The organism is Pseudomonas nitroreducens, assembly GCF_014204515.1.
GTDB lineage: Bacteria > Pseudomonadota > Gammaproteobacteria > Pseudomonadales > Pseudomonadaceae > Pseudomonas > Pseudomonas nitritireducens_A.
Genome location: NZ_JACHLI010000018.1, coordinates 26,767 through 48,566, shown reverse-complemented (window position 1 = coordinate 48,566; position 21,800 = coordinate 26,767). Strand labels below are relative to the sequence as shown.

The window sequence follows — 21,800 nt, the reverse complement described above, 5'->3', positions numbered from 1 at the left end:
AGTCATGAGCAAAGAAGAAAAAAACCTGCTGGAGCTGATTTCCACACTCGCTGCAGCACTACTCGGCCTGGCCGAGCAGAAAGGCGCGCTCGATCAGCAAATCGCAGAAGCTCGCCGAGCCCGCACTGAAGCTATCAACCAGCGCGTAGCTCTGCTGCTGCCCGACCTCAGTAAAGCTACCCAGGTGCAACTGGCCACCGAAGAACCGGCATTCGCCGCACAAGCGGTCGTGCTGCAGGCTTTCCGCGAGAGCAGGCCCCTGTTTGGGATCTTCCGCCGTAAAGGCCAGGAAACTGCCCTGGCTTTGATCCAGACTCGCTTCAAGCAGTACCTTGAAACGACCCAACTGGTAGCCGCCCACAACCAAGTACTCACCGAGTGCGTAAAACAGCGCAACTCGGTTGCTCACACCGAGTCGCAACTCTCTTCTCTGATGGCCGACCTGAAGGTCGCCTACAAGAAGGGTGGCAACGTGACAGACCGCGCCGCGCGCGGCATCCGACTGCTGAAGGAGCGCATGGATCAGCAGCCGGCACCGGTCACCAGCAAGTGTAAAGTGGCTGTAGGCGGGCATCCTCACACGGAGTACGCCCCCTATAACCAACCTCTGTTTGGGGACATGTTCTGGATTTACCAGGGCTATAACCTGCAATCCATGCTGTTTGACCAGCCGATTATCGAGGCACCAGCGCCACAGGAGCGCGTGTATGAGGCGGCGAACTCGGTCGTAAGCGCGGACTGGAATCAACAACAAGAGTGCCAGCCGGCAGAATCTTTGCGCTGGGACGACAATGACCCCATCCGCCAGCGCGACGATACCACGTGCGCCATCGCAACCGACGACAGCCTGGGGCGATTCTCTTAAGCCTCCAGGAACTCAATCAGGAAAGGAAACCACCATGCTGAAAGCCAAAGACAACGCCCCATTTGAGCATATCTGCGCCAATGGTTCGCAGGTCTTCACGCGTCGAAACTTCGAAGGCGGTCTAAAGGTCACCAGGCCCAGAGGCATCAGCGATGCGAAGTTTGCTGCAGACCTGATTGAGTTCACAGCATTCCACACCCAGCATATCCGGCCAGAGCTCAGCGCCTTCATCGGTCACGGTGACCTGCAGATCGAGATCATCAAGGAGCCTATCCTAGGCAACGTCGATGAGATCGGCTTACCCAGCCGTATCGTAAAGGCCCTGAACGACGCTGAGATCAACACCATCTCTGAGCTGGTGATCTACAGCAAAAGCCAGCTGCGCCAGATAACCGGGATCGGCCCTGCCGGCCTTGCGAAGATCATCAGTGCCGTCGAGTATTATGGCGGCTTGGGACAATAGTGCGAGGCATGGACATGATGGACGAGCAAATCAAGAAGCAACTCGACCGAGAACTGCGCAAGGCAGCCGGGAAGCCCCAAAAGTCACTGAAGGACAGGATCGCCGACGCTGACGCCTTTGCTTCCAAATGGCTGGCTGACGGTAATGCGCACAGCGAAGCCGGCAACTCGGCAAAGGCCGAGTACTGCTACGCCAAGAGCCAGTTCTGGAAAGACCGATTCAACCTGCTGACCAACCAAAGCCACAAACCCGCCCCTAAGGAATAGGAATTGAGCGATCTACCCAAGCAATGGCGCCACTGGTGCCGCACCAATGGCCTGAAGATTTCTGGCCGAAGGAAGTCTAAATACGCCCGCCAGTTCTATTCCTGGTACAACCTGATTGGCCATGACCGCCATTGGCGAATCAATAACCGGGACATGCTCCAGCGAGGAGATACCCTGGAAGACTTCGACCGCTGGGCGAATTCCGGGATCATCGAAGTGCCGATGCCTAAGACCAAGCTGGAATTCGACGCGGCCATCCGCGCCATGAAGGATGCCCCAGAGCCGGAAGAAGACGGTCAGGAACGCGCTTTCAATGTCTGCATCCAGGCACTCCGGGAAGCAGAGGAACGCCTCGGCCCGCTCTTCGAAAGCGAAGCTGATCAGAAGTGAAACCAGGCCCGGCAAGCCGGGAAAGGACGACCATCATCAGCACCTCCCCGCTTTTCTACGTCTTGCCGGACTACGCACGGGCTTCTGATTGGCCGAGGAACTGGCAGACGGCCGTAATCCTGCGCAACGGCCTGATGAAGGTCGGGCGCCTCCAACTGCAGCTTGAGCCTGGGTATCAGGCCCCACCGGCAGGCACCAGCATGGTTGCCCGCCTGGCTGCCGGCCGCGTTGAGGCCTACACCGCAGCGCAGTTCCTGAATCAGCAGGCTGCGGAAGGCTCGAACTTCCACACCCTCCTCGCCTCCATCGAGGACGAAAAGCTACGGGTGAAGGCCCTGGCCGAGAAGGCGAACGCCTCTATCCGAATGCCTGTGCGCTGGACGTCCGCGCAGAAAATTGACCTGGCCCGCCGCGACCGCCTCGATCCAAGCCATGACGAGAAGTACAACACCGTCACCCACATCCTGGTGCTCGACGAGCTTCGTGACGGTCGCTTCTACAGGCCTGCGAAGTCCCTCCTCTGCACATCGCCGCAAGCAAACAACGGCAAATACTGGACAGGCGACTTTCAGGTGCACGGAAGCAGCATCGAAGGCCAGTACGTCCGAAAGGTGACGTGCGTGACCTGCCTGCGCGCCGCCGAGAAGTGGGCCGAGCTGGAGCACCCAGTCGACCCTGTCGTAGTACTGGAATGAAAAAGGGCCCATCCGGGCCCTTTTGTTTTGCTACCAGCCCGTGCCGCGCCTACGCGAACGGTTCCTGGCTTTCTCGCCTTTAGACCTCGGCACAGGGTTGTGCGGATCTTTCTTGGCCTTCTCCATCTTGACCTGTAGATCTCGCCACACGGTGGAGACGACCTTCATTGTTTTGACCGAGTCGTTGACGGCCTCGATCATAGGCTCTCTAGACATCTGCTTGCACTCCGGACGACATGGAAATCGAACTTGCACCTGGCATGTCGCCAATTGCAGTACCCCCGCCGGCGCTGATTCCTATCGGCATGCTCACCATGGAATAGGTTGAGCATTTCGGACATGGGCAAGACAGGGCATGCACACACATTCCATGGATGGAATGCCCGGTGCCGTGGCAACGCTGGCAAGCCTCGTGGAGACAGGGCCTCCAGGCCGGCTGGTGAGGTTCAGCGCCCTGGTCGCCGAAGTGCTTCCTGAGACTCTCCAGGTGCTTTCGCTGACGCTCTTCCAGCTCCCGGTAGTACTGCTCTCGGTCGATCATTGAAACTCCAGACGATCTTAGGGCGCCAGTAGGCGCACTGGCCTGTTACCGGCCCTGGACGATGCCAGTGTCGTGCAGGTAGATGTGATTGGGGTCGAGCAACTCGAGGATATCCGTGACGCTCACCAGCGGCTGACGGAAGCCTGCGTATGCGCCAGGCGGCGGTACGAGGTCGTTCTGCATGAGGTTCTTCACGTAGGCGATCACCGGGGAGATGAGGATCTCTTCGCCGCCTTGCTCAAAGTGAATCTCGAAGGTGCGCTCAACCTGGCGATCCTGGTAGTCACGGCCTTCCAGGTCGACGAACAACCCGGATTTCTTGCCGGAGATCGGCTGCACCCAGCGCGCTAGCTTGCGAACGATGCCCGCAAAGGGGGCTGCGCTGCTCAGGAAGCCGAACTTCACCAGTTTGGCCAGCCAGATCAAGGGATTCTGCGGGAACGCAGAATAGCCCTTCTGGAAGCGCACGGTGCTGGGGTTGAACCTCAGCTTCAGTGCTTCTACTTCAGGGGCATCGGCATTGATCAGACCGCGCTTGGCGAAGTCACGACCGAAGTAGCGCCAGTTGCGGCCGTGCATGGCGGTGTAGGTGAACGCCGTACCGCCTTCGATCTGGTGCACCGGCAGCCCACATTGGCTCAAGGCACCGTTGAACGAGGCCGCGCCGGGAACAATGCCGCTGGACGAATAGCCCATCTGGATGGCTTCGACCTTGCTGAACTCTGCAGCCATGTACTCGATGACAGCGCAGTTGACTGCGGCCAGGCCCATGCCGGTGAGGATCGTTACGTTGTTCGCGACAGCGCGCTCGTTCAAGCGCTCGATGGCCTTTACGTAGGAGCGAGTATCGGCGATGTCGACGTAGTAGCAGCGCGCTTCGATGCAATGCAGTGCTACCGAGGGGTCTAGCGTCTGGAACGGGCCGGTGGCGTTGATCACCAGGTTGATGCCCCAGTCCTCGAGGAGGTGGGTCAGGCGATCATCGGTTGCATCCAGGTAGCCATGCGGGATGTCCAGCTGGCTGGCGACGGCAGCGACTTTCGCTTCGTTACGGCCGGCGGCTATGACCTCTACCCCTGGAATCCTTTGCAGTTGCTCGCAAATCATCCGTCCGTAGTGGCCTGCAGCCCCAAGTACCAATGCCTTCATGGTGTCGTCGCATTTTCCAGTGAATTGTCAAAAATCTGGCTCAGCGTTCAGAACCCTCAGGGCCCACTGGGGGTGGGCTGGAAGGCTGTGGCCGGCAAGACGCGCGTCTCATGGTCGGGCATTGTTGCGTCAGGATGGATAAACGTCAATTACCAAACAATTGCGTAACGACCTTTTTTCGACAGCGGCGGTATTCTCGACCGGATTGACCCCTTGCCAATGAGCCTCATGATGCTAGAATGACATGAAGCATTTCTAGCAGCTTCGGCTGCGCCTCCTGTTAGGGCAAGCGCCCAGCAAAGGACACTGCATGGCCAAACTCAAAATTTTCTGCATCAACGGCACCGGGCGTGATGTCTTCCTCACTGCAGCTCCTTCGGCGAAGGCGGCTGCAGCCATCCTGGGCCAGACTACCTACGGCATCAAAGAGTACGAGCACGGTTTTTGCGAGCTTGATGAAGCCGTAGCCCTGACCCGCCCTGGCGCGGTCTTCCGGAGGCCGATGAACAGCGACCGGTGGACGCTCTGGAAGGACGAGTCCGGTGTAGAAGTGACGGATGGTGGGCATCATCCGCTGGAACCTGCCCCGAAAGCCGAAGACTACCGCCATGCCGGCCACCATTGGCTTGACGTCTACGACAGCGATGGCCATTTCTTCGAAACCGTGGTGATGCAATGGCAGCCCGGCGTGCGGCGTTGGTGCCACTCCGGAATGGTAGGCTCAGGTCGCGACGTCTCTACCGCCTACTGGAAATACGTGGCACCCTGCCCCCTTCCCGATATCAAGCGAGGCTGATCATGGGCGTGTGGATGGAACTGCGCTGCGAAAACCAGGGTGACACCAGCTATGACCGCATGGGTGAGCGCTGCTGGTCTCACGCAAATGACGGCCCAAAACAAATGGGCTCCGCCAATAAAACCAGTCTGGCGGAAACCCTTAAAGATCTGGAGAAGGACGCCGTTCGCCATAAATGGGTCAAGCACAAGGGCGACTGGTACTGCCCGCCCTGCGCCAAGCGACTCAACCTGGTCGAATGATCATGAAGGATGGAACAACTGTTGGTCACCCCAGAAAGCCGAAGCCCCGCCTAAGCGGGGCTTCAACTCAATCTACGAGGGCACGACCGTAACCGGAAAACCCTCGTCTCTTGCGATCAAAGTTACCAGGCTGGGCTGGTAGCGTCTACAGCTCGAAGCCCTCGATCATGGTTCGGGTGGCGCCCTTGTCAGTCACCAGGTTCCCAAACTCAGGGTGGTGACGCAGGATGTAGTCCTGCAGATAGATACCGGGCACCTCATCCACTGCCTCGACGGCCGTCGTGATGTCTGCGTGCGCCAGAAGGATCTCCAGCGATGGATAAAGCCAGGAAGGGTTCCCCTTCCCGTAGGTGGTCATATCACGCACCTGGGTATTACCCAGGGCGGCCAGCAGCGAGGTTGAGCAACGGCGAAGCAAGTCTGGGTCTCCACGCTCGATAGCCTCGGCGGAAACCTTGTCGACCACGCCCTGGACAAAGATGGCGCACGTTTCCTCGTTCAGCATGCCCCAGCCCCTGGATTTGGAGACAGACTTACCCATGGCCCAGTTCAGGAGCAGCTTTGGCTCTACATCGAGGGCACTCGCATAGAGGGGGCCTGCTGCATACTGGTCGCCGACTCCCAGATCCCTGAGCCTGTAGAAGAGCTGCTCGCCCTGGTCAAAGGGGATTGCCCCAGCGTCTCGACCAGAGATCAAACACAGCTTCAACCAGGTTGAAGCGTTTTCTCGTTCCTGTGAATCCAAGACCGCATGAACGTACTCATCGATCAGGGGGGACGATTTACTGCGGTATCTACCCATCGCGAAGTGCATGGCCGGCGCCAGCTCATCCCAGAAGCCGCCCTTGGTGGCTATCTTGCAAGCCTGAAACATAGCCTGTTTCGCTAGCGTGTAGGCCTTTTCGTCCTTCCCATAGCTTAGCAGTAGAGCATCAACGTAACCGAAGGCAGCTCGCAAACCATCGAGAGCCGGCTTCATCTTGCTAAGAAGCTTTGTCGCCCAATCCACGCTATTGGTAAAGCTGTCCTCCTGGTGCCGGCTGATCACCTTGAAAACCTCGCCGGAGAGATCAGGGTCTTGCTCAGCCATGCTGTGTGCAACATAGGCCACTATGCCTAGATACTCGTAGAGCACCATGTCGTGGTCATTTCGCGCCAGCTGCATTGAGACAATTCTGGCGTTCATGCGCTCTGGCACGTATTCCAACGCCCTGTGCAGGTCATCAATGACCTCGGGCCTCGGATCAGCCAGCAGGCTTACTGCTACGTCGAGAAGCGGTTCCCTTCCAGCAACCTTGCTAAGGATCTCCAGGGTGCGATCCTGCCCCGCTTCTTCAAAAAATATCCGCAGCTTCTCGTAACGCGCAGACATGTAAGCACCTGATTTATTTGATATTAATGGCATGCAATATCCGCAGAAATATCCGCAGATCAGCCCATCCCAAGGCCGTCGTCGCCACCAGACCGGCGGCCTCGCACTGGGCTCGACTCCAATCCCGCAGGCGCAGGAGTTACTGCGACATACGCTTTGCCGTCCCAAATTTCGAGAGTCGATTCGTCAACCGTATCGCTGCTGCGGTGCGCCTGGCGAATCGCGTCGGCATGGTCATGAGCACCGATCATGATCCATCCAAAGCCACCTTTGCACCGGTAGCTGGTAAGGCCTTCAGCGGCCATGGGGTAGTTGGTGAAGTCCATCAGTTCGTTCCTTCGTCCCCACGGTGTGGGTGACGTCTACAGTTTGTTTATTCATGATAGCCAGAGAGACCTCGATACTGACAGCCCGGAGGCCTGATGAACCTGACCCCATTCCGCAAACGCGCCATCATCCCTGGCCACGGACTTTTCCAGGGTGAACTCATGCACCAGAACCCACGCTGGTACAAGTACACTTGGGTTGTCGTAACCAAGGACACTCCTGATGATGTCGTACCAGAACCGCTCTGCTATGCCGAATACAAGCGACTTACCGCAGAGATCATCGCGCGAGGAGAAGGCTACTTCAGCACGAACCGGCAGCAACCCAGGATGGGCCCGGACACTCCATTTGATCCCAACGCTGAACGCTGGCGAGGAGTAACTTTCGCCCCTGCGTTCGACGATGACCCTGACCCCATCTGCAACGGGTTCAAGTAAAGGTTTAGCCAGAAATTGTTCCTTCATGAGCAGGCTGATACGCTAGGCTCTCTTTCCGACACGCACCTAAAGGAATCGACCGTGCGCTTCAGCCTTCTCACCTTCTCTCTCGCCCTATTCTTGGTCGCCGGTTGCGACGGACAGGCCCAGCGCGCCGGCAATCAGCCGACCAGCAAGGTGACCATCTGCAACAACGGCGTCCACTGCGCCGAGCCGATTCAGGCCGTCAGTTTCAAGCGCTGATCAGCCAAGTCCGTATCCATCATCGAGATCCAGGCTTTTGGTCGCCTGGATCATGCTCAGACATACCTCATCGTCAGGGTATGAATCGACCTTCACCAAGCTCGCGTAGGCATGGGGAAATAGTCCACCCCTCGGTGAACTGTAGATCAGAGGGTCATGCCTCTCATCCCAGTAAACGCCAGCAACTGATCGGCCAGCGACTTCACGCACCCACTCAATGGCTGCAAACTCGATACCTTCAGAGAGTTCTCTAGGACGCTGCCTGTGAAGCTCCAGCAGATAGGGTGTCGCGACCAAAAGATCGACCTGAGCGATATTCTTCCAGTCCTCCGCCTCCTCCTCAGCTGATTCAAGATCACTGAAAAGCATGCGCATGTTCGACTCCATCTCATCGTCGAACCAAGTCACTTCGTATCCGGACGTCCACTCAAGCAGACCTTTGGAAAGCCCATAAGACTCGATTGCCCTGCGGTTGCTCGCCCATTTTTCGTCAAAGAGGAGTGCAAGTAGGTCGACCAGCAGCAATGCCTTGGTGGTCTCATGGACATCGCGACCACCGAGACGGCAAATGCTGCTCCAAGCTTCTGGACAAGCTGACACAGAAAGTAGGTTCCCTTCCTGACTGTCCATTGCTGCATTTGCCACGTCGATTGATCCAAGATGCCACAGCTTCTCGGCACGAACGAGAGGGATCTTCATGGGATTCTCCGTGTTGGTCTTTACACCATACGGATACCGAGGACGATCCAGCAATCCAAATCCAAGAAACACGAAAGCCGGCGTAATGCCGGCTTTTGCTTACGGGGGACGATCAGCCGAACTGGGCTTGGCACTCGGGGCAACCGATGATGGTGCGCATGCGGCCGAAGAGGCCTGGCACGGTCGGTCGACGGGCCGAGGCGCGTACTACCGACTGGGAAGTCGGCTTCACGCGGCGATTGCAGTTACCGCAATCAACCAGCGCTTCGTCGTGTTGAGCGTCCTGTTCAACAGCTTGGTGTCTCAATTTCTCTTTCTCTTCTTCGTTTTGGAAAGACGGGATTATAGTGTTGTGCCACCACAGATCAAGCAATTTCCAATAAATTGTCACACACCTGTGAAGCTCGGGATGGACGTGCCCTCAAGGGCCAGGCCGTAGGTCGAGAACCTTTGCACATCCGAAACTGCGGGGAGTGGAGCCCGACGCACGCTGATTTCGAAGTCCTTCCCGGTGCTAGCGCTTGGGCAGTAAAACCGAACGCTCTCTCTTCGAGCCTGCATGAGCTGCTGGGTGAGTGTCTGGCTGGCCAGAAACACCTCAGGCTTCATGCCTATCTTCCTCGCAGCAAGGCGCACCTCATCGGTGATCTCACCCTCTTTTCCTGTGAAAATGATCGAACGGGGGTTCCTGAGGATCTTTGCCAGGCGATCAGCCCGGTGGCACCTGGTGGTACTTACGGCAGTGTGGACTGCAGGAACTGTCCCCTGGGCAACCACCTTCGACCTGGTAGTTTCCAAGAGCTGCGCGGTGGCCACCCTGTCCTGGAGGAGCTCCAGATGCTCAGTAGCCCCCAACAGTCGCAGGCGAGCTCCCGGCCGAGCCCCTATTCCCCCGGCCGCCGGCAGCCACTCTGGGAAGTCGATGGCCATCCCCCTCACGGCACCCTGCATCAGGAATCCATGCAACCTCGACAGCCAGGTGGCCACCGCCTGCTCCGCCGGCAGCGCCTGAGTATCGAACTCCAAGTCCAGGAAGGCGCCAAGGCTCATACCAGCAGCGCCCCGCGCACGAGAACAGCCATCACGAAGTGCAGATCCTCAACACCTGTGATCTTAGCCAGGTCGCCCTGCTCCAGCTCCTGCAGCCACTGACTCAAGTTGCCCTTCATCAGGGAGTAAAAGTCGCGCTTCTGCGGGACGCGCAAGGAAATGCGCTCCTTGGCGATAACCCCGAGGGGCTCAACAGCAATGGCGCCGAACTCTGGGTTGCCGTGCCAGTTGTCGATGGTGCGCAGGGCATTGCCGATCTTCTGCTCGTGGAATCCGGCGTGGTTATGCACCCCGTCCTTGGACACCTTGTAGAGCGTGCGCTTAGTGTCCGTCTTCTCTTTGGCCTCGATGACCATGTCCTGGCTCGGATAAACCTGCATCCCTCCTCCAATGAGGTAAGTTGCAGTCACCTTCAGCGCTAGCATCTCGGCTTGGCCAGACAATGCCTCAGCGATCATGTGCCCCAGCTCTTTTGCCTGGTGCTTGTCCACCATGCGCTTGAAGTTTTGAACCGTCGCGGCGCCGGCCGGCACATGGAACTCCCATTCACGGTCGGCATCGCTGTACAGCTCCTTCACTTTAATGCGCCGCAGCATCGCCCCGTCGTTGTTGCGCCACATCCACGCTCCCAGGACGAGTGGCTCGACATAGCGTTGCCCCAGGTAGACGTATCCTCCGGCCTTCGCGTATAGCTCGGCCAGCCTCATCAGCGCTTGCTTGAGTGAAGGGTTTGAGCAAGTACTCGGCTTCAGGGAGAGCCGCATGTACTTCACGATGAACGACACCTGCAGGAACGGCTTGTCCTCAGGGAGCTGAGCCAGCTCGATGCGCTGCGGGTTCGGCGATGTAGCTTGGTCGATGCTCACGTCCAGGGCACTGTCCTTGGACTTTTGCTTCTCAACGTTTTGCCAGATGTCATAGGCCCTGGGCGCCATCACCTGCTCCTGGGTTACCAGAACGGGTTCAAGACCCTCACCTTGCTCATCCGCGCAGGCGTACATCAGCCCCCGGCTCTGCTCGATAGATCGGGTGTATGCCAACTGGGATGAGGAGAATAATTGTTCGAGCATCGATCAGGCCTCTTTCGCCGGGCTGTAGCCCAAGGTGATGTACAGGTTGTCGGTGTACTGGGGATGCCACTCCCAGAAGTGCCGTGACCAATGCTCGCGCGCCAGGGTAAGGTCGGTCAGCGCAGAGGGCAGGATCTTGGCTCGCACAATCGAGCCGACAGGCTCTACTACACGCTCTTCATCTTGGCCAACCAGGATCTGGTGGTAGCCAACCTGGTTCGGCAGCAGGATGCCAAGGTAAGGTTCATCAGCAAGGCCAACCTGGAATTCCGGGCTATCCAGGTGGGCCATGTCCAGGTCGAGAGAGAATGCGTCGAGGTCGAAGAGATCGTCAGACACGAGAAGCTCTGCAGCCGACGTCATCTCATCAACGGCGGCCACGGTGCCAATCTCCTCGTACCGCTGGAGCCTGCTGCGATACAGAAGATCACACATGGCCTCGACGGGAGAATCGTCCAGTTCCTTCGCGCGCTGGGAGAACAGCTCGCTTTCGCACTGAATGACCAGACCCTTCGTGGGATACGCCCTGACCAGCCGGCGCAACGCTGCTTCCCAGGTTTGACTCATGAACACCTGGATGGCGGTTGAGCCTCCCTCCCCTGGCAGGCCCAGGACTACCGACCCACCCGCAAAACGCAGGCCTGCCGTTAGCGCCCTCGCCAGGCGGTTGGACTCTTGGCTCAGCAGATGCTCGAAGGGTTCGAAATCAGCATCGTCCTTGAGAGTGAAGTACAGGGTAAGCGCTGCCTCTCCTGCCCCACGTCGGATATCTACCCCTGAAGGGAGTACCATTTCGGCGCCTGCATGGCGCGCCTCCTGGGGAGGGCGGCGCGGCGCACTGGAATCCCGGTCAAGGCTGAAGTAGATGAGGCTGAACGCCTTGAACTCGAAAGTCTTGAGCCCAAGCTCTTCCTTCATGATGCACTGCGCCTTATGAGCCATGCCGGCGGCGGCCGTCATCGCCGGCATCCCCACCATGAAGTCGCTGGCCTTGAGATTCGAAGCACTGAAGTTAAACGGGAGGGTCAGGAAGTACACAGGATCATCCTCGAAGCTCAGTGGCGAGCATCCGGCCCAGTTCCTGGGCGGCTACGGATCGCTCGGCGCGTGTCATGTGGGTTTTGGCGAAGAGTTGCAGGCGCAGGTGCCCTGCGTAGATGGCGACATCCTGCACAGATGCCTCGCCGCAGAGAATCTTCAGCTCAGCCGCTGCCATCGGGGTCGGGGCTCCGACGGTGAGCCCGGCCTCGAGCAACCTCGCCACCAATTCGCGCAGCGCCTCAATCTGTAGGGCCAGGGTTCGCGCCAGCCCCTGCAGTCGCCGCTGAAGTACCGCCCGATTCCTATGACTTAGTGGCCTGGTTGCGGCTTCCGCATCCAAGAGAGCAGTTCGAGAGCAGACCTCCTGGGCCATAGATCTCGTAACTACAAGCAATGGCCTTCCAAGAGCCAGTCGCTTACGCACCGCCCGGTCTCCCCCGGTCTGCGAGGGAAGATCGGCGAAGAGCGCATTCATCCGCCCAGACATCAGCACGGAGCTGAAAAACACACTGGCGTTCTGTGGCCGGCCACCGCCGAGCCTCACTGAGCCAAAAATCGACGCCCAGGTATCAGGATGACTCTGCCCTTCGGCGCGATAGCGCGCCTGGTGAATCTCCCGTAGAAGACCCAGGTTTGGCAGGACGCCGGCCGTCTTGTAGCCTCCAGGCACCGGGAGCTGGATCTGTGACACGGGTGCACCGCTGAGCGACTGCAGAGCGCCGGGCTTAGAGCATCCGTCGATCAAGGACGTGAGCAGGCTTACTTCGCCTGGCGTGAAGGTATCGAGTAGCCGGCCTTGCATGTGAACTGCACGAGGGAGAGCCCCTGAGAGCAGCGCCAGCATCGATGTCGTCTCTTCCCCTGGAAAGGCCAGGGGTGTCATGAAGAATTGCTGCAGGGGCGCATCTGCGGCGTTCCCGGCGGCGCTAAAGTAAGAGGCACCTGCGCTACAGAGAATCCCAAGCTCAGCTTGGCGCCTGTTGCTCAGGGTTACTCCTGGTGCGCTGGGGTTCACGAATGCTCGGGCACCAGGTGCAGCGGCCGCTTTTCCGGAAAGACCCAGGCTCGCCAGTAGCTCTTCGTTGAACGTGTCGCGCGGCCGGAAGCTCTGCGGGGTCTCGGCCGCGCGGTCGGTATGGGTGCACAGACACCCAAGTCCATCCCTCAGCAGCTTCGGCGCCAGCAACTCGTCCACAAATACACCGGCAGATCCAAGCAGCTGGGCACCCAGCTCCTCGAACATCCACCACGCTTCATCGTCTTGACCGGGATTCCCAGCGGCCCAGGCCAGTACCGGGTTCAGGTTCGCCTGAGCGAACTTAGGGACGAAAGCCTGCTGAAGTAGATACCGGAAGGCCCGGCGGTAGTCCGCATCAGTGGTGATCACCAGCGCAGCGCGCTGCCCTTTCAGATCCATCACCAGCTCCGGTGATGCAGCACTGAACAGGGCTGAGACAGGCAACTGCCCAACCATTGATGCGTTCCAAAATAAGTCGTGTCGGAGACTATAGGGCTCGATGACTTGGCGCGTCAATTTATGGATAATTGTGCATCACTCAACCCATACCTCAGGACGTCGCTATGGCCACTGGCTATGCACGCACGCACCTTCGGAAAACAGCCGAGATCGGTAAAAGCCTCGGCTTCGTAGCCGTACTGCCGGTGCTTACCCTGCTCACCCTCTTCCTGCCGACCCTCTGCCAGGCGGTCGTGACCTACTTCGAACAACGCACCATGCAAGGAGCCCAATGATGCAGTTCAGCCAGAAAGCCCCGCACCAAAAGATCCGTGAACGCTCCCGCGTCGTAGAGAAGGCTGAAGCCGCGCTCTTCGCACTGGCCATCCCCGCTGTCTACTACACCTTCATCGTCGCTCCCCGGCGCCTGGCCGCCGGCCTACGCAGTGGCTTTGAGATCAAAGCGAATTTCTCCCTGAAGGTACGTACCGATGCCTGAGGCCTGCAGCGGCAATAAGGGTCAAATTCAGCCGGCCGAGCAGGCGCTCAGGTCGCGCTACGCCCTTTACCGCGCAGGGCAGAACCGCATCATCCTTCTGTTCGCCCTGGCCCTCGGGGTGGGCGTGCTCCTCCTTTCCAAGGTCGGCCAAAACATCACGGTGTTCGACCTTGGCGAGCTCGTCGTATCCATGGCGCTTGGCGCCTGGGTCTGGCGGAAAATTCGTCTAGTACCAACAAAAACCCATGAAGAGGTTTCCGATGACAACAGCGAATGAACAGGCCTTCACCAACTGGGCCTGTAAAGCCCACGAGCTCGCCGACAGCCTGATCGCCAAAGACCTGGACGTCCGCCCAGTCGTGCATAGCCTCGTCGACATGCGCCAGGACAAATGGCATGTATCCGTGCAGCACAGCCCTGATGGGTGGTATGCGATGTTCGCCGGGCACCCGATGGAGCTGCTACACGTCCGTGACGGCAGCTACAGCCTCAAGTACCTGGGAATGCAGGCGAATGACCTCGGCTCGCGAGAGTACGCAGTCAGTATCGCCCCGCTCTTCGCGCAGCGTGTGCTGAAAGAGCTGAGCACTCTGATCGAGCGCAATACGGTACCGTCCTGAACCTAACCCCTCTCTCCTTGGCCCGGACACTGTGGTACAACCCAATATCCAGGCCAAAAAGGGATAATCATGACAACCACCCTGCTCCAGTCGCCCAACGGTCACCGGCTTGACGCAGAGTGCCGGGCCATTGCCGATGAGCTTGGAAGGCTGGGTCAGAGCTATCAGATCGCAGCGACCTCCCAGCTTTCCCGGAACCGGGTCGACTCGACGAGGTTCGACCTGGTGGTTGGCGATCTGACTTTCGTGAAGCAGGCGCTCAACCAGCGAAATCTGGAGATGCCTGCGGACGATTGCTACCCCCTCGCCCTGCGGAACTACCTAAAGAGGGAGGTCTGGCAGGGTACCCTGATCCAGGCGCGCTACCGCGCTGTGCATGAACCGGTGTTCGTAAAACCGTCGTTGCGCACCAAGCGCTTCACGGGCCTGGTGCTCAATGGCGACAACGACTATCGACTGCACGGGATACCGGACAAGGAGCCTGTCTGGATGTCCGAGGTGGTGCATTGGCGTTCCGAAGCGCGAGCTTACATCCTCCACGGGAAGGTGCTGAGGTTAGCCCTCTATGCCGGCGATCCGGGCAGTGCACCAGACGAGGAATTTGTCCGGCTAGTAGTCGAGACCCTGAACCAGCGCGCAGACTCACCTGGGGCCTACTCACTCGACGTGGGCGTTCTCAGCGATGGCCAAACCGCCCTGATCGAAATGAACGCCGCCTACTCCATCGGTCTGTACCAGGGCATGCCAGGGGCTGAATACCACGCATTCTTGAAAGCCGGATGGGCGGATTTGCTCAAGTCGGCACAACCACGCCCTCAGAAAGGGCTCTATAAGGCCTCAGAACAGCACGATGACCGACAAACATAAAGACGCACTGATCCTCGAGCTGCAAGCGCGTGTAGCGCACGCTGGGCGCGTTATCGAGTCATTCCGCGATGCGGCAGAGGCTGGTGTAGCTCCTCCAGAGCAGACCCTAGACCAAGCCAACTCGATTTTGGTGAGCCTAGAGCTGGAGGATCTAAATAGCCGGCGTGAGAATTCACCGATCTGGATGGAAGCCAAGGCCCTTGCAGACTGGGTTCGAGACAAAGACAGCGTAGTGCCTGCAGGCAATCCAACGAATGAACACGTCCTCTGGAATGCACTCATGCTGGTGTACTCGGCCATCGACAACCCCTTCATCAGCAATCGCTACAAGGAGGCCCAGAAGGCATTCAAGCAGTCGATGGACTACATCAGAGGGCGGAGCAAGGTGACGCCGGACTGAGCGAAAGGGGCGGAAACCGCCCCTTTCTCATTCCATGTAGCGGTCAGACTGCCGGAGTTCCGCAGCCAATGGGCTCAGCGTCTTCAGGCCGTCGAAATCTCCAGCCTGCTCAAGGCCAGTTCCAGACAGGCCGTCCCCCAGAGAGAACGCACGAGGAGCGTCCAGCCGCTTCCAGATCATCTCAAGCTCCCTGAGTAGGAACAGGCTATTGCTCGCCAAGATCACCTGGGCACCCGCTTTGAGCATCAGCTCGAGGGCCTGGCAGAACAACGGAATCGCGTCCGGGTGCATGCCGGCGCCTGCGTTGTCGATGATGAAGGTGTGCCCCTTCTGTAGCCAGCCGTTCTGCGCATAGGCAGCAAGCGCTACCAGGGGTGACTGAGAGGAAGGAAGCTGGCCATACACCTCGCTTCGTCCTTCCTTCTTCACGTAAACCATCGAGTAGTTCCGCATGATCAGGCCGCCTACCAGGGCCTCGACCGTGAGCAGAAGCTCCCTGGCCGGCGGACTTAGCTCATGAATGGTCAACGGCTTGACCAAGCAAGCCGTCATCTCGGTCATGTCTTGTGGCAGCCAAGTCCGGTGCATTGTGCTGAAGTCAAGGAAGTACGGACGACGCACGCTCTCTGGCTGCAGCTCTGCAGTGGAGAAGATTTTGCCCGGAGTGATGGTGCAGCGGACTGTTCGCTCTGGATGTTGCCGAGTGGCCTCAACAACCGCAGCCCCCTTCCCGTCCCGAACAACGAGCTCAGCCTCAATCAACGGATCGAGCGCCTGCAAGCCTCTCCTGAACAGCTCGGCTTGCTCACCTGCACGGCCACCGTTCATTTCCAGCGCCGCTGCATACATGCCAGTCAAGGCATGGGTCTTACCAGAGCCGCTATCGCCAACGAGTACGTTCAGCCCCGGCGACAACAACCAGGTGCTGTCCGGGACTCCGCCGAAACGCTTGAAGCAGATCTTCTCGAGCATGCGCTCTCCTTGGCACAACAAAGAACACGCCGCTTCTGTAGGCGGCGCGACTGGATATGGTTGAAATTGTCGGCCAGAAGCCCTGGCCTTGCAATCAGAACGGAGAAAGGCTGCTGGACTCGCTCTTAACCGGTAGCCTGGAAGCAGCAAGGGCCTTTACTTCGATCTTCTGGTCGAAGCTAAAGCTGTTCCAATCCCTGACCTCGGCGACAGTGCGCCCGCAGCCGGTGCACACGTCGCCACCGACGTTGTGGCTGCAGCGGTTCCGGCATGGGTTCGAATCTGCCTTGTTGCGCGCATTGATAACGCTCATGTGCATCTCCCTGGTGGCTGGCTAAAGCCAGTATGCCGAGGGAGCAATCAGCCACGCCAAGCTCCCTTTGCGTCAGCGCTGGCGTCAGGCTAGGATGTGAGAACAAAGGGCTGTACGCAGCGATTAAGTTCACTGGCAGTTATCCTGAAGAAGACCGGCTTAGGCCGGTCTTTTTCGTTCTACAGACTCATGATCCCGAAGGACGGACAAGCATGATCGAGATCTACGCCGACTCGCGCGAAACACGATCCGGGCTGCTGAAAACCCTGAGTGAGATGGAGGGGTATAGCATCAAGGTTGGCGAGCTGCCCTGCGGCGACTACGCCATCAGCTCTGACGTCTGCATCGAGCGAAAATCTGCAACTGATTTCGTCATTTCCATCATGGACGGCCGGCTGATGGAGCAGATCGCCAAGATGAAGATCGACTACAAGCGGCCGATTCTGCTCATCGAAGGCAACCCCTTTAAGACCCGCTCCGCTATCAAGACAGAGGCACTGGTCGGGGCAATCTCCTGGGTCAACGCCATCGAGGATGTCACGGTTTTGATGGTCGCGGACGAAGGCGAAAGTGCCAAAATGATCGCTACGATGGCCCGGCACCTGCAGCAAGGCCTTGGCTATGAAGTCCCCTTGCGCCGCAACAAGCCCAAGGCCTCTGATCTAGGCTCTGTTTACAACCTGGAAGGTCTGCCAGGGGTCGGCCCCAAGACCGCCCAGAACCTGTTTAACCACTTCGGATCGATCTTCGATGTCTGCATGGCCAGCGTCGAGGAACTTTCCCAGGTTCCCCGCCTGGGCAAAGCGAGTGCAGAGCGCATCTACAACCAGATCCGGCACCGCAAGTCCTGAGTGCTAGAGGCCCAGGCCCAGATCGGCATCACCGACCTTCTGCGCCTGGCCGGCCTCGACTTCAGCGAGAATGGATTCGAAGTCCTTTGGATACCTAAGGATCATGAACAGCGACTGGGCAGTTTGGTTCGAAACCACAGACTTAAACTCGGCCTGGAAGACGTCAAACGGCACATCTACCCCATCAACCTTGCAGTTGAGATCCTGGGATAGCAGTTCGGTGATCTCGAATGACTTGCCCTCGAGCTTGGCGGCTGAGGTGCCTGGCTTGGGAAGTGGGTTGTACTGCGGGATCGCAAAACGCCGGGCTTCATCGTTGAGGAAATACCGTGCCCAGGTGCAGAAATCACCCATGGCCAGGATGATGCGGCGCCTATAGGATTGGCCCCCTTCAACAGGTACACCGTCCACGGTGTACACATGCTCAGTCTGACCATCCTCGCAATCAAAAGCTGTCGAGGCGTACTCAACATCGTTGATGTTCAGGGAATGTCTGTAGAGCAGTGTCTTGTTCACGCGGTGATCCTCGTCAGCGAGCCGGCAGTGTAAGGTCTTGGGGTTAACTGTGCCAATCAGAGACCGAGACCCACATCGTCACCTGCAGACTTGGGCGCCTTGGAAGCCTTGCCTTCAGCCAGGACTGCCTCGAATACGGCTTCGTCCCTCAGCGCCGTATAAATCCAGTACCCTGCCGGAGTTTGCCCCACCTTCTCATCGAAGGTATCGAAGAACACCCGACCAGGCACGGGGGCACCGTCGATCATGAAGGTGTTGGCACGTGGCCCTTTCTCGACAACCTGGAATACCTGGTCATTGATCTTGACCGAGTATTCGCCGGGCACATTGGGTTTCGAGTAGACCTTGCCACCCCACTGCACCGCCCTGCTGTTCAGGAGAGACCTGCCCCAATGACTGAAATCCCCTACCGCAAGGATGATCTCACGCCTGAAGGAGGCATGCTTTCCAGAATGGGAGTCACCCAGGTATCTTCCGTCTGCGTATAGGGATTCACAGCTGCAACCATGGGCATCCTGCGCGGCGTAGCGCTTGAACTCGATGTCGTTGATGGTGAACGTCGTAGTGGATGAGCCTGGAACTGCCACTGGGTATACCTCGAGGTTGATTCCTCATTGTGCCCAGATGAGCTCGACCCGGCTCAAGTCGAATGCGCTCCGACAATCACCCAACCATCGGCCGGTGATTTAGAATCACGGCACCACCTGCAGAGGACTGCATCATGAGCAGCGATGTAAAGACCATCGTCCAGCAACGCTGGGCGTATATCCCGCTTTACTACCGGGACACGAAAGATCTTATGGGCTTTGACATCGTCGACCTCACAGCCCCGCAACAGGATCACCACCGAGTGTTCTGCGGGGACGAGGGCTTGATGGCAAGCCAAGAGGAGCGCGCTCGTGCCTTATCGGCAGCACCGGAGCTCATCGCTGCGCTACAGGCTGCGATGCAGCAGATCAAAAATGCAAGCCAGGCCCTGGCCCAAGGTCGGCCAGAGGAAGCAACGAAGTATCTCGATGGCGATGACCAGGCGCGGCGCTCTCTTCTGGCGCGGGCCCTCGGCCTTGCTGATGCCGAACAGATTGATGCGACCGGCCAGCCTGTTCCGAATGCGGCTCCAGCCCCTATGGCACCTGCAATGTGCCCCGCCGACTACGACGAAACATTCGGGGCTATCGCAGGAATGCTTGTCGGCTGACGCCACGCTATCCCGGCTCATCAATTTCGACCAAAATACGCCGATCACACAACAGGACTTCCTGGATGAAAGACCTCGTCAGCCCTGGATTTTTCCAAGGGATCGCGTTGCCGGTCACGCATGGCCTGCCGCTATCGGTATGGGCCACCAGAGCCCCTCCTTTCGACAACCGACTTCTCGACTCGGATCACCCCAGCGGAGAGCCAACGCGCTATCTGCTCGATCCCCTGGCGTCCAAGTATGTGACAAAGCCAGAAGGTATCGTGCCGCCCGGCATGCTGCCACCTGAAGAGATCCAGGTGCGCGCGGCCATCATTGAGTTGATGAACGCTGCCCTGGCCATCTCAGAAACCTCCTGGCTATCGAGTTTCTTCTACACCAAGCGGTACGAGAGGATCGCAGAAACTCTCGATGAGGCAGAGCTGACGCTGCGGAACCTAGCCACAAGGTCTCCCTTGCATATGGCTGCCCTGAAGCGCTGTTCGCTCTACTGCGTCGAGGGACTACAGCGCGAATACCTACTGAGCTTCATCAGGCCCGACTGGAGGTTGACCGATGATCGGTGAGTTCGCCCTGGATGTTGATGCGCATCGAATGATGCACATGTTCCGAATGCACTACTACCATGTCGCGCAACTTCGCGAGATGAAGCTCGGGGAGACACTGCTGATCGGGCACTTCGTAGGGCAAGGTTTTGCCGGCCCGGAAACAGGCGTGGCACAAGCTGAGATCCAGCGTGTGCGTGGCGGATTTCGCTTCAACGCCACCTGGACATGCAAATTCGGCAGGGCATCCCGCCCAATGGAAATGTCGTATGGCTCCTTCAAGCTCCGTACCGGAAACAGGATCACGTTCGAGAGGGATACCGAGGCTAAGGCAGCATGGGCATTTGGCCGAGTATGCCGGTTCCTGGACTTCATAGAGCGGCACAAACTCCATCCTGACTTCAAAAACTGGTCGTTAGATATGGGGCACAGGCCTTGTTGGCGATTTGAAGCTCTGGACTCTGATGGATATAACAAAAAAGGCAATCAAGCGCCGATGGGTGAAGGACTTGAAGCCATTGTATCAGTGGCAATCAGAACCGGAGCGCTCAATCTGAGATGAACGGGTGATCATTCTTAGGAATGCGTCGATACACTTAAATCGACAATCTTAGAGCTGCCATCCTGAAAATCAAGCCAGCAGAAATAACTATAAGAGCATAGGGTCATTGAACATCTTAAAGATGTAAGGCGCTACTTTTAGTTCTTGGAACTTCCTGGTGGAATAATTGCCGGGGAGAACTAGATCATCTCGTATCTGTCTTTGCTTTCGCTTCACAGCGTGGGCCGACAGCAGAAGGTAGTTTCGATAATGCCTCGTAGAACTGGCTGAAGCGCCAGCGATCTTGTCAGATCCTCTTAGCTTCGATGAACGGCCATGGAGGCCGCGTCGATGCGGGCTGTCTTCTTGCTTCTGAGAACAGCTCTGCAGCTGCTGCAACGACCTTTCCCGTCTGCTTCTTTGAGCGCCCTTCAGGACGATGGGTGTAGCTGTGCCAACTTGGAGCTTCGTTGTCGAAGATACGATGCAGCGCCATTCGTTGAACATTCTGGGTGAATGCCTGCATAGATTTGCTGACTTTGAACTGGCCCGTGCCAGCTTTCTTGTTTCGGCATCCATGAACGCCAATCATGGCGAATTATCAGGTTCTACATTTTTTACAGAGAACAGACTTTAAGTCTGCAGCGTATCGAAGAGATTTCACATTCAATGAACATCATTCATGATGCCTTGCGTTGGCTCCGATTCCATTTTGGATACTTGAAACTGCCTTAGGCAGAAATGTCAACCGGCGTGGTTCGATGAGCAGCTTTGAAGCTGAAATTAAACACCTGAACAGGCGCTAGACCTACCTTGAACACCATAGATTGATGGGCGATTCCGGATGGCTTATGCGCACTTGTACCTGCACTAATGCAGCCATAAATTGTTGTTTCCGCTAAAACTTGGAACTGCCTTACGGCAGAACTCCCCTCCTGACGAGGTCTTTGAGCTGCCTAAAGGGCAGTGAGTCCAGGCAATAGAGACTGCAGGGGCAAAGCCCCTGTGCAGCCTCCATCTGATGTGAAAGAGCAGGCCGGACTACTGTCCGGCAGGATCAACTACGGCGCTCTTTGGGGAGCATCTGCACCCCGAGCATCTCAAGCTGATCTTCGGAGAATTGGAAGGCGTAGGCGCGGCCGGTGAAAACCAGCCAGGCATGGCGCAAGCGCGTCATGAACGGCGGCTTGCGCACTGGTCGCTTGATGAAGAACCGGTCGGTGAACAGTTCGTCCCGTAGGAGCGAGCCGTCTTTCGCTTTGCCCGCCAAGCTGTCCAGAGTGATCGGCAGTTTCGGGTGCCAGCTCATGCCATACATGGATTGGCGAATGTTCATCTGCGGCATGTACAGCGCGTCTTTCTCGCTCATCATGAGC

General features: G+C 58.0%; 33 protein-coding genes. 19 read left to right on the top strand and 14 right to left on the bottom strand.

From position 1 onward, the window contains the following. Positions 1-4 precede the first annotated feature (4 nt). The 5 genes from HNP46_RS20855 to HNP46_RS20835 all read left to right on the top strand — a co-directional run bounded on the left by HNP46_RS20855 (position 5) and on the right by HNP46_RS20835 (position 2,679). The gene (locus HNP46_RS20855) at positions 5-865 is read left to right on the top strand and encodes a hypothetical protein (RefSeq protein WP_184592734.1); all 861 of its coding nucleotides are present in this window, start codon (positions 5-7) and stop codon (positions 863-865) included. 34 nt (positions 866-899) lie between these two features. Next, positions 900-1,328, top strand: coding sequence for a DNA-directed RNA polymerase subunit alpha C-terminal domain-containing protein (locus HNP46_RS20850; protein ID WP_184592732.1), 429 nt, complete (start codon positions 900-902; stop codon positions 1,326-1,328). Between the two features lie 8 nt (positions 1,329-1,336). Next, the gene (locus tag HNP46_RS20845) at positions 1,337-1,594 is read left to right on the top strand and encodes a hypothetical protein (protein ID WP_260403223.1); all 258 of its coding nucleotides are present in this window, start codon (positions 1,337-1,339) and stop codon (positions 1,592-1,594) included. 3 nt (positions 1,595-1,597) lie between these two features. After that, positions 1,598-1,984, top strand: coding sequence for a hypothetical protein (locus HNP46_RS20840; protein WP_184592730.1), 387 nt, complete (start codon positions 1,598-1,600; stop codon positions 1,982-1,984). Positions 1,985-2,184: 200 nt separating this feature from the next. After that, positions 2,185-2,679 carry a hypothetical protein gene (locus HNP46_RS20835; protein WP_184592728.1) on the top strand — a complete coding sequence of 165 codons (495 nt, stop codon included), beginning with the start codon at positions 2,185-2,187 and terminating at the stop codon, positions 2,677-2,679. 586 nt (positions 2,680-3,265) lie between these two features. Here HNP46_RS20835 and HNP46_RS20830 read toward each other — a convergent pair. Next, complete coding sequence (locus tag HNP46_RS20830) at positions 3,266-4,369, bottom strand: saccharopine dehydrogenase NADP-binding domain-containing protein (protein WP_184592726.1); 1,104 nt, start codon at positions 4,367-4,369, stop codon at positions 3,266-3,268. Between the two features lie 310 nt (positions 4,370-4,679). Here HNP46_RS20830 and HNP46_RS20825 point away from each other — a divergent pair, with 310 nt between their 5' ends. Continuing rightward, on the top strand, positions 4,680-5,165 hold the full coding sequence (locus HNP46_RS20825; RefSeq protein ID WP_184592724.1) for a hypothetical protein: 486 nt from the start codon (positions 4,680-4,682) through the stop codon (positions 5,163-5,165). Positions 5,166-5,167: 2 nt separating this feature from the next. Then, complete coding sequence (locus HNP46_RS20820; protein WP_184592722.1) at positions 5,168-5,407, top strand: hypothetical protein; 240 nt, start codon at positions 5,168-5,170, stop codon at positions 5,405-5,407. A 145-nt stretch (positions 5,408-5,552) separates the two neighbouring features. Here the strand turns inward: HNP46_RS20820 and HNP46_RS20815 are convergent, their stop codons facing one another. Further along, positions 5,553-6,779: a hypothetical protein gene (locus tag HNP46_RS20815; protein ID WP_184592720.1), complete on the bottom strand. Its 1,227-nt coding sequence runs from the start codon at positions 6,777-6,779 to the stop codon at positions 5,553-5,555. A gap of 59 nt (positions 6,780-6,838) precedes the next feature. After that, positions 6,839-7,105 carry a hypothetical protein gene (locus HNP46_RS20810; protein ID WP_184592718.1) on the bottom strand — a complete coding sequence of 89 codons (267 nt, stop codon included), beginning with the start codon at positions 7,103-7,105 and terminating at the stop codon, positions 6,839-6,841. 96 nt (positions 7,106-7,201) lie between these two features. Between HNP46_RS20810 and HNP46_RS20805 the strand changes: the two genes are divergently transcribed. Both HNP46_RS20805 and HNP46_RS20800 read left to right on the top strand, forming a co-directional pair. Next, positions 7,202-7,543: a hypothetical protein gene (locus HNP46_RS20805; RefSeq protein ID WP_184592716.1), complete on the top strand. Its 342-nt coding sequence runs from the start codon at positions 7,202-7,204 to the stop codon at positions 7,541-7,543. A gap of 81 nt (positions 7,544-7,624) precedes the next feature. Beyond that, positions 7,625-7,786: a hypothetical protein gene (locus HNP46_RS20800; protein ID WP_184592714.1), complete on the top strand. Its 162-nt coding sequence runs from the start codon at positions 7,625-7,627 to the stop codon at positions 7,784-7,786. On the opposite strand, the gene HNP46_RS20795 is transcribed toward HNP46_RS20800, so the two are convergent. The 5 genes from HNP46_RS20795 to HNP46_RS20775 all read right to left on the bottom strand — a co-directional run bounded on the left by HNP46_RS20795 (position 7,787) and on the right by HNP46_RS20775 (position 13,063). Next, on the bottom strand, positions 7,787-8,485 hold the full coding sequence (locus tag HNP46_RS20795; protein WP_184592712.1) for a hypothetical protein: 699 nt from the start codon (positions 8,483-8,485) through the stop codon (positions 7,787-7,789). Positions 8,486-8,872: 387 nt separating this feature from the next. Then, entirely contained in the window at positions 8,873-9,535 is a 663-nt protein-coding gene (locus HNP46_RS20790; RefSeq protein ID WP_184592710.1) for a type I-F CRISPR-associated endoribonuclease Cas6/Csy4, read from the bottom strand. Beyond that, on the bottom strand, positions 9,532-10,605 hold the full coding sequence (gene csy3 / locus HNP46_RS20785) for a type I-F CRISPR-associated protein Csy3 (RefSeq protein ID WP_184592708.1): 1,074 nt from the start codon (positions 10,603-10,605) through the stop codon (positions 9,532-9,534). Before csy3 ends, HNP46_RS20790 begins: the two co-directional genes overlap by 4 nt. 3 nt (positions 10,606-10,608) lie before the next feature. Further along, positions 10,609-11,643 (bottom strand): hypothetical protein, encoded by a 1,035-nt coding sequence (locus HNP46_RS20780; RefSeq protein WP_184592706.1) that lies wholly within the window; start codon positions 11,641-11,643, stop codon positions 10,609-10,611. 4 nt (positions 11,644-11,647) lie between these two features. Further along, positions 11,648-13,063, bottom strand: a complete 1,416-nt coding sequence (locus HNP46_RS20775) for a hypothetical protein (RefSeq protein ID WP_184592704.1) — start codon at positions 13,061-13,063, stop codon at positions 11,648-11,650. Positions 13,064-13,227: 164 nt separating this feature from the next. Here HNP46_RS20775 and HNP46_RS20770 point away from each other — a divergent pair, with 164 nt between their 5' ends. The 6 genes from HNP46_RS20770 (at position 13,228) to HNP46_RS20745 (ending at position 15,488) form a co-directional block, all read left to right on the top strand. Continuing rightward, positions 13,228-13,398 (top strand): hypothetical protein, encoded by a 171-nt coding sequence (locus HNP46_RS20770; protein WP_184592702.1) that lies wholly within the window; start codon positions 13,228-13,230, stop codon positions 13,396-13,398. Beyond that, positions 13,398-13,601, top strand: coding sequence for a hypothetical protein (locus HNP46_RS20765; RefSeq protein ID WP_184592700.1), 204 nt, complete (start codon positions 13,398-13,400; stop codon positions 13,599-13,601). The genes HNP46_RS20770 and HNP46_RS20765 overlap by 1 nt, the downstream gene beginning before the upstream one ends. Further along, complete coding sequence (locus tag HNP46_RS20760; protein WP_184592698.1) at positions 13,594-13,878, top strand: hypothetical protein; 285 nt, start codon at positions 13,594-13,596, stop codon at positions 13,876-13,878. Before HNP46_RS20765 ends, HNP46_RS20760 begins: the two co-directional genes overlap by 8 nt. Then, positions 13,862-14,221, top strand: a complete 360-nt coding sequence (locus tag HNP46_RS20755; protein WP_184592695.1) for a hypothetical protein — start codon at positions 13,862-13,864, stop codon at positions 14,219-14,221. Before HNP46_RS20760 ends, HNP46_RS20755 begins: the two co-directional genes overlap by 17 nt. 69 nt (positions 14,222-14,290) lie before the next feature. Beyond that, entirely contained in the window at positions 14,291-15,088 is a 798-nt protein-coding gene (locus HNP46_RS20750; protein ID WP_184592692.1) for an ATP-grasp domain-containing protein, read from the top strand. Further along, on the top strand, positions 15,072-15,488 hold the full coding sequence (locus HNP46_RS20745; protein WP_184592689.1) for a hypothetical protein: 417 nt from the start codon (positions 15,072-15,074) through the stop codon (positions 15,486-15,488). The genes HNP46_RS20750 and HNP46_RS20745 overlap by 17 nt, the downstream gene beginning before the upstream one ends. A 27-nt stretch (positions 15,489-15,515) precedes the next feature. Here HNP46_RS20745 and HNP46_RS20740 read toward each other — a convergent pair whose 3' ends face one another. Further along, positions 15,516-16,460: a hypothetical protein gene (locus HNP46_RS20740; protein WP_184592687.1), complete on the bottom strand. Its 945-nt coding sequence runs from the start codon at positions 16,458-16,460 to the stop codon at positions 15,516-15,518. Between the two features lie 94 nt (positions 16,461-16,554). After that, positions 16,555-16,773 carry a DUF1289 domain-containing protein gene (locus tag HNP46_RS20735; protein ID WP_184592684.1) on the bottom strand — a complete coding sequence of 73 codons (219 nt, stop codon included), beginning with the start codon at positions 16,771-16,773 and terminating at the stop codon, positions 16,555-16,557. Positions 16,774-16,985: 212 nt separating this feature from the next. Between HNP46_RS20735 and HNP46_RS20730 the strand changes: the two genes are divergently transcribed. Then, positions 16,986-17,624 (top strand): ERCC4 domain-containing protein, encoded by a 639-nt coding sequence (locus HNP46_RS20730; RefSeq protein ID WP_184592681.1) that lies wholly within the window; start codon positions 16,986-16,988, stop codon positions 17,622-17,624. A 3-nt stretch (positions 17,625-17,627) separates the two neighbouring features. Here the strand turns inward: HNP46_RS20730 and HNP46_RS20725 are convergent, their stop codons facing one another. Together HNP46_RS20725 and HNP46_RS20720 are read right to left on the bottom strand one after the other, a co-directional pair. Then, positions 17,628-18,140: a hypothetical protein gene (locus tag HNP46_RS20725; RefSeq protein ID WP_184592676.1), complete on the bottom strand. Its 513-nt coding sequence runs from the start codon at positions 18,138-18,140 to the stop codon at positions 17,628-17,630. A 56-nt stretch (positions 18,141-18,196) separates the two neighbouring features. Further along, positions 18,197-18,727, bottom strand: coding sequence for a hypothetical protein (locus HNP46_RS20720; protein WP_184592672.1), 531 nt, complete (start codon positions 18,725-18,727; stop codon positions 18,197-18,199). 134 nt (positions 18,728-18,861) lie between these two features. On the opposite strand from HNP46_RS20720, the gene HNP46_RS20715 reads away from it, so the two are divergent. From HNP46_RS20715 to HNP46_RS20705, 3 genes are all read left to right on the top strand, one after another. Beyond that, a complete protein-coding gene (locus tag HNP46_RS20715; protein ID WP_184592669.1) occupies positions 18,862-19,338 on the top strand; it encodes a hypothetical protein in 477 nt (158 codons plus the stop codon). A gap of 65 nt (positions 19,339-19,403) precedes the next feature. Beyond that, a complete protein-coding gene (locus tag HNP46_RS20710) occupies positions 19,404-19,904 on the top strand; it encodes a hypothetical protein (protein WP_184592667.1) in 501 nt (166 codons plus the stop codon). After that, entirely contained in the window at positions 19,894-20,445 is a 552-nt protein-coding gene (locus HNP46_RS20705; RefSeq protein ID WP_184592665.1) for a hypothetical protein, read from the top strand. Before HNP46_RS20710 ends, HNP46_RS20705 begins: the two co-directional genes overlap by 11 nt. 286 nt (positions 20,446-20,731) lie before the next feature. Here HNP46_RS20705 and HNP46_RS20700 read toward each other — a convergent pair whose 3' ends face one another. Together HNP46_RS20700 and HNP46_RS20695 are read right to left on the bottom strand one after the other, a co-directional pair. Beyond that, a complete protein-coding gene (locus HNP46_RS20700; RefSeq protein WP_184592663.1) occupies positions 20,732-21,016 on the bottom strand; it encodes a hypothetical protein in 285 nt (94 codons plus the stop codon). Positions 21,017-21,481: 465 nt separating this feature from the next. After that, positions 21,482-21,793: a hypothetical protein gene (locus tag HNP46_RS20695; RefSeq protein ID WP_184592661.1), complete on the bottom strand. Its 312-nt coding sequence runs from the start codon at positions 21,791-21,793 to the stop codon at positions 21,482-21,484. Positions 21,794-21,800 lie beyond the last annotated feature (7 nt).

What these genes read in the sequence shown, in the direction of transcription:
- HNP46_RS20855 (WP_184592734.1), top strand. Translation starts at nt 5, where the DNA reads ATGAGCAAAGAAGAAAAAAACCTGCTGGAGCTGATTTCCACACTCGCT.
- HNP46_RS20715 (WP_184592669.1), top strand. Translation starts at nt 18,862, where the DNA reads ATGAGCAGCGATGTAAAGACCATCGTCCAGCAACGCTGGGCGTATATC.
- HNP46_RS20775 (WP_184592704.1), bottom strand. Translation starts at nt 13,063, where the DNA reads ATGGATCTGAAAGGGCAGCGCGCTGCGCTGGTGATCACCACTGATGCG.
- HNP46_RS20755 (WP_184592695.1), top strand. Translation starts at nt 13,862, where the DNA reads ATGACAACAGCGAATGAACAGGCCTTCACCAACTGGGCCTGTAAAGCC.
- HNP46_RS20850 (WP_184592732.1), top strand. Translation starts at nt 900, where the DNA reads ATGCTGAAAGCCAAAGACAACGCCCCATTTGAGCATATCTGCGCCAAT.
- HNP46_RS20835 (WP_184592728.1), top strand. Translation starts at nt 2,185, where the DNA reads ATGGTTGCCCGCCTGGCTGCCGGCCGCGTTGAGGCCTACACCGCAGCG.
- HNP46_RS20745 (WP_184592689.1), top strand. Translation starts at nt 15,072, where the DNA reads ATGACCGACAAACATAAAGACGCACTGATCCTCGAGCTGCAAGCGCGT.
- HNP46_RS20705 (WP_184592665.1), top strand. Translation starts at nt 19,894, where the DNA reads ATGATCGGTGAGTTCGCCCTGGATGTTGATGCGCATCGAATGATGCAC.
- HNP46_RS20815 (WP_184592720.1), bottom strand. Translation starts at nt 6,779, where the DNA reads ATGTCTGCGCGTTACGAGAAGCTGCGGATATTTTTTGAAGAAGCGGGG.
- csy3 (WP_184592708.1), bottom strand. Translation starts at nt 10,605, where the DNA reads ATGCTCGAACAATTATTCTCCTCATCCCAGTTGGCATACACCCGATCT.
- HNP46_RS20845 (WP_260403223.1), top strand. Translation starts at nt 1,337, where the DNA reads ATGGACATGATGGACGAGCAAATCAAGAAGCAACTCGACCGAGAACTG.
- HNP46_RS20765 (WP_184592700.1), top strand. Translation starts at nt 13,398, where the DNA reads ATGCAGTTCAGCCAGAAAGCCCCGCACCAAAAGATCCGTGAACGCTCC.
- HNP46_RS20700 (WP_184592663.1), bottom strand. Translation starts at nt 21,016, where the DNA reads ATGATTGGCGTTCATGGATGCCGAAACAAGAAAGCTGGCACGGGCCAG.
- HNP46_RS20750 (WP_184592692.1), top strand. Translation starts at nt 14,291, where the DNA reads ATGACAACCACCCTGCTCCAGTCGCCCAACGGTCACCGGCTTGACGCA.
- HNP46_RS20825 (WP_184592724.1), top strand. Translation starts at nt 4,680, where the DNA reads ATGGCCAAACTCAAAATTTTCTGCATCAACGGCACCGGGCGTGATGTC.
- HNP46_RS20790 (WP_184592710.1), bottom strand. Translation starts at nt 9,535, where the DNA reads ATGAGCCTTGGCGCCTTCCTGGACTTGGAGTTCGATACTCAGGCGCTG.
- HNP46_RS20810 (WP_184592718.1), bottom strand. Translation starts at nt 7,105, where the DNA reads ATGGACTTCACCAACTACCCCATGGCCGCTGAAGGCCTTACCAGCTAC.
- HNP46_RS20820 (WP_184592722.1), top strand. Translation starts at nt 5,168, where the DNA reads ATGGGCGTGTGGATGGAACTGCGCTGCGAAAACCAGGGTGACACCAGC.
- HNP46_RS20710 (WP_184592667.1), top strand. Translation starts at nt 19,404, where the DNA reads ATGAAAGACCTCGTCAGCCCTGGATTTTTCCAAGGGATCGCGTTGCCG.
- HNP46_RS20740 (WP_184592687.1), bottom strand. Translation starts at nt 16,460, where the DNA reads ATGCTCGAGAAGATCTGCTTCAAGCGTTTCGGCGGAGTCCCGGACAGC.
- HNP46_RS20795 (WP_184592712.1), bottom strand. Translation starts at nt 8,485, where the DNA reads ATGAAGATCCCTCTCGTTCGTGCCGAGAAGCTGTGGCATCTTGGATCA.
- HNP46_RS20805 (WP_184592716.1), top strand. Translation starts at nt 7,202, where the DNA reads ATGAACCTGACCCCATTCCGCAAACGCGCCATCATCCCTGGCCACGGA.
- HNP46_RS20695 (WP_184592661.1), bottom strand. Translation starts at nt 21,793, where the DNA reads ATGAGCGAGAAAGACGCGCTGTACATGCCGCAGATGAACATTCGCCAA.
- HNP46_RS20735 (WP_184592684.1), bottom strand. Translation starts at nt 16,773, where the DNA reads ATGAGCGTTATCAATGCGCGCAACAAGGCAGATTCGAACCCATGCCGG.
- HNP46_RS20770 (WP_184592702.1), top strand. Translation starts at nt 13,228, where the DNA reads ATGGCCACTGGCTATGCACGCACGCACCTTCGGAAAACAGCCGAGATC.
- HNP46_RS20760 (WP_184592698.1), top strand. Translation starts at nt 13,594, where the DNA reads ATGCCTGAGGCCTGCAGCGGCAATAAGGGTCAAATTCAGCCGGCCGAG.
- HNP46_RS20730 (WP_184592681.1), top strand. Translation starts at nt 16,986, where the DNA reads ATGATCGAGATCTACGCCGACTCGCGCGAAACACGATCCGGGCTGCTG.
- HNP46_RS20830 (WP_184592726.1), bottom strand. Translation starts at nt 4,369, where the DNA reads ATGAAGGCATTGGTACTTGGGGCTGCAGGCCACTACGGACGGATGATT.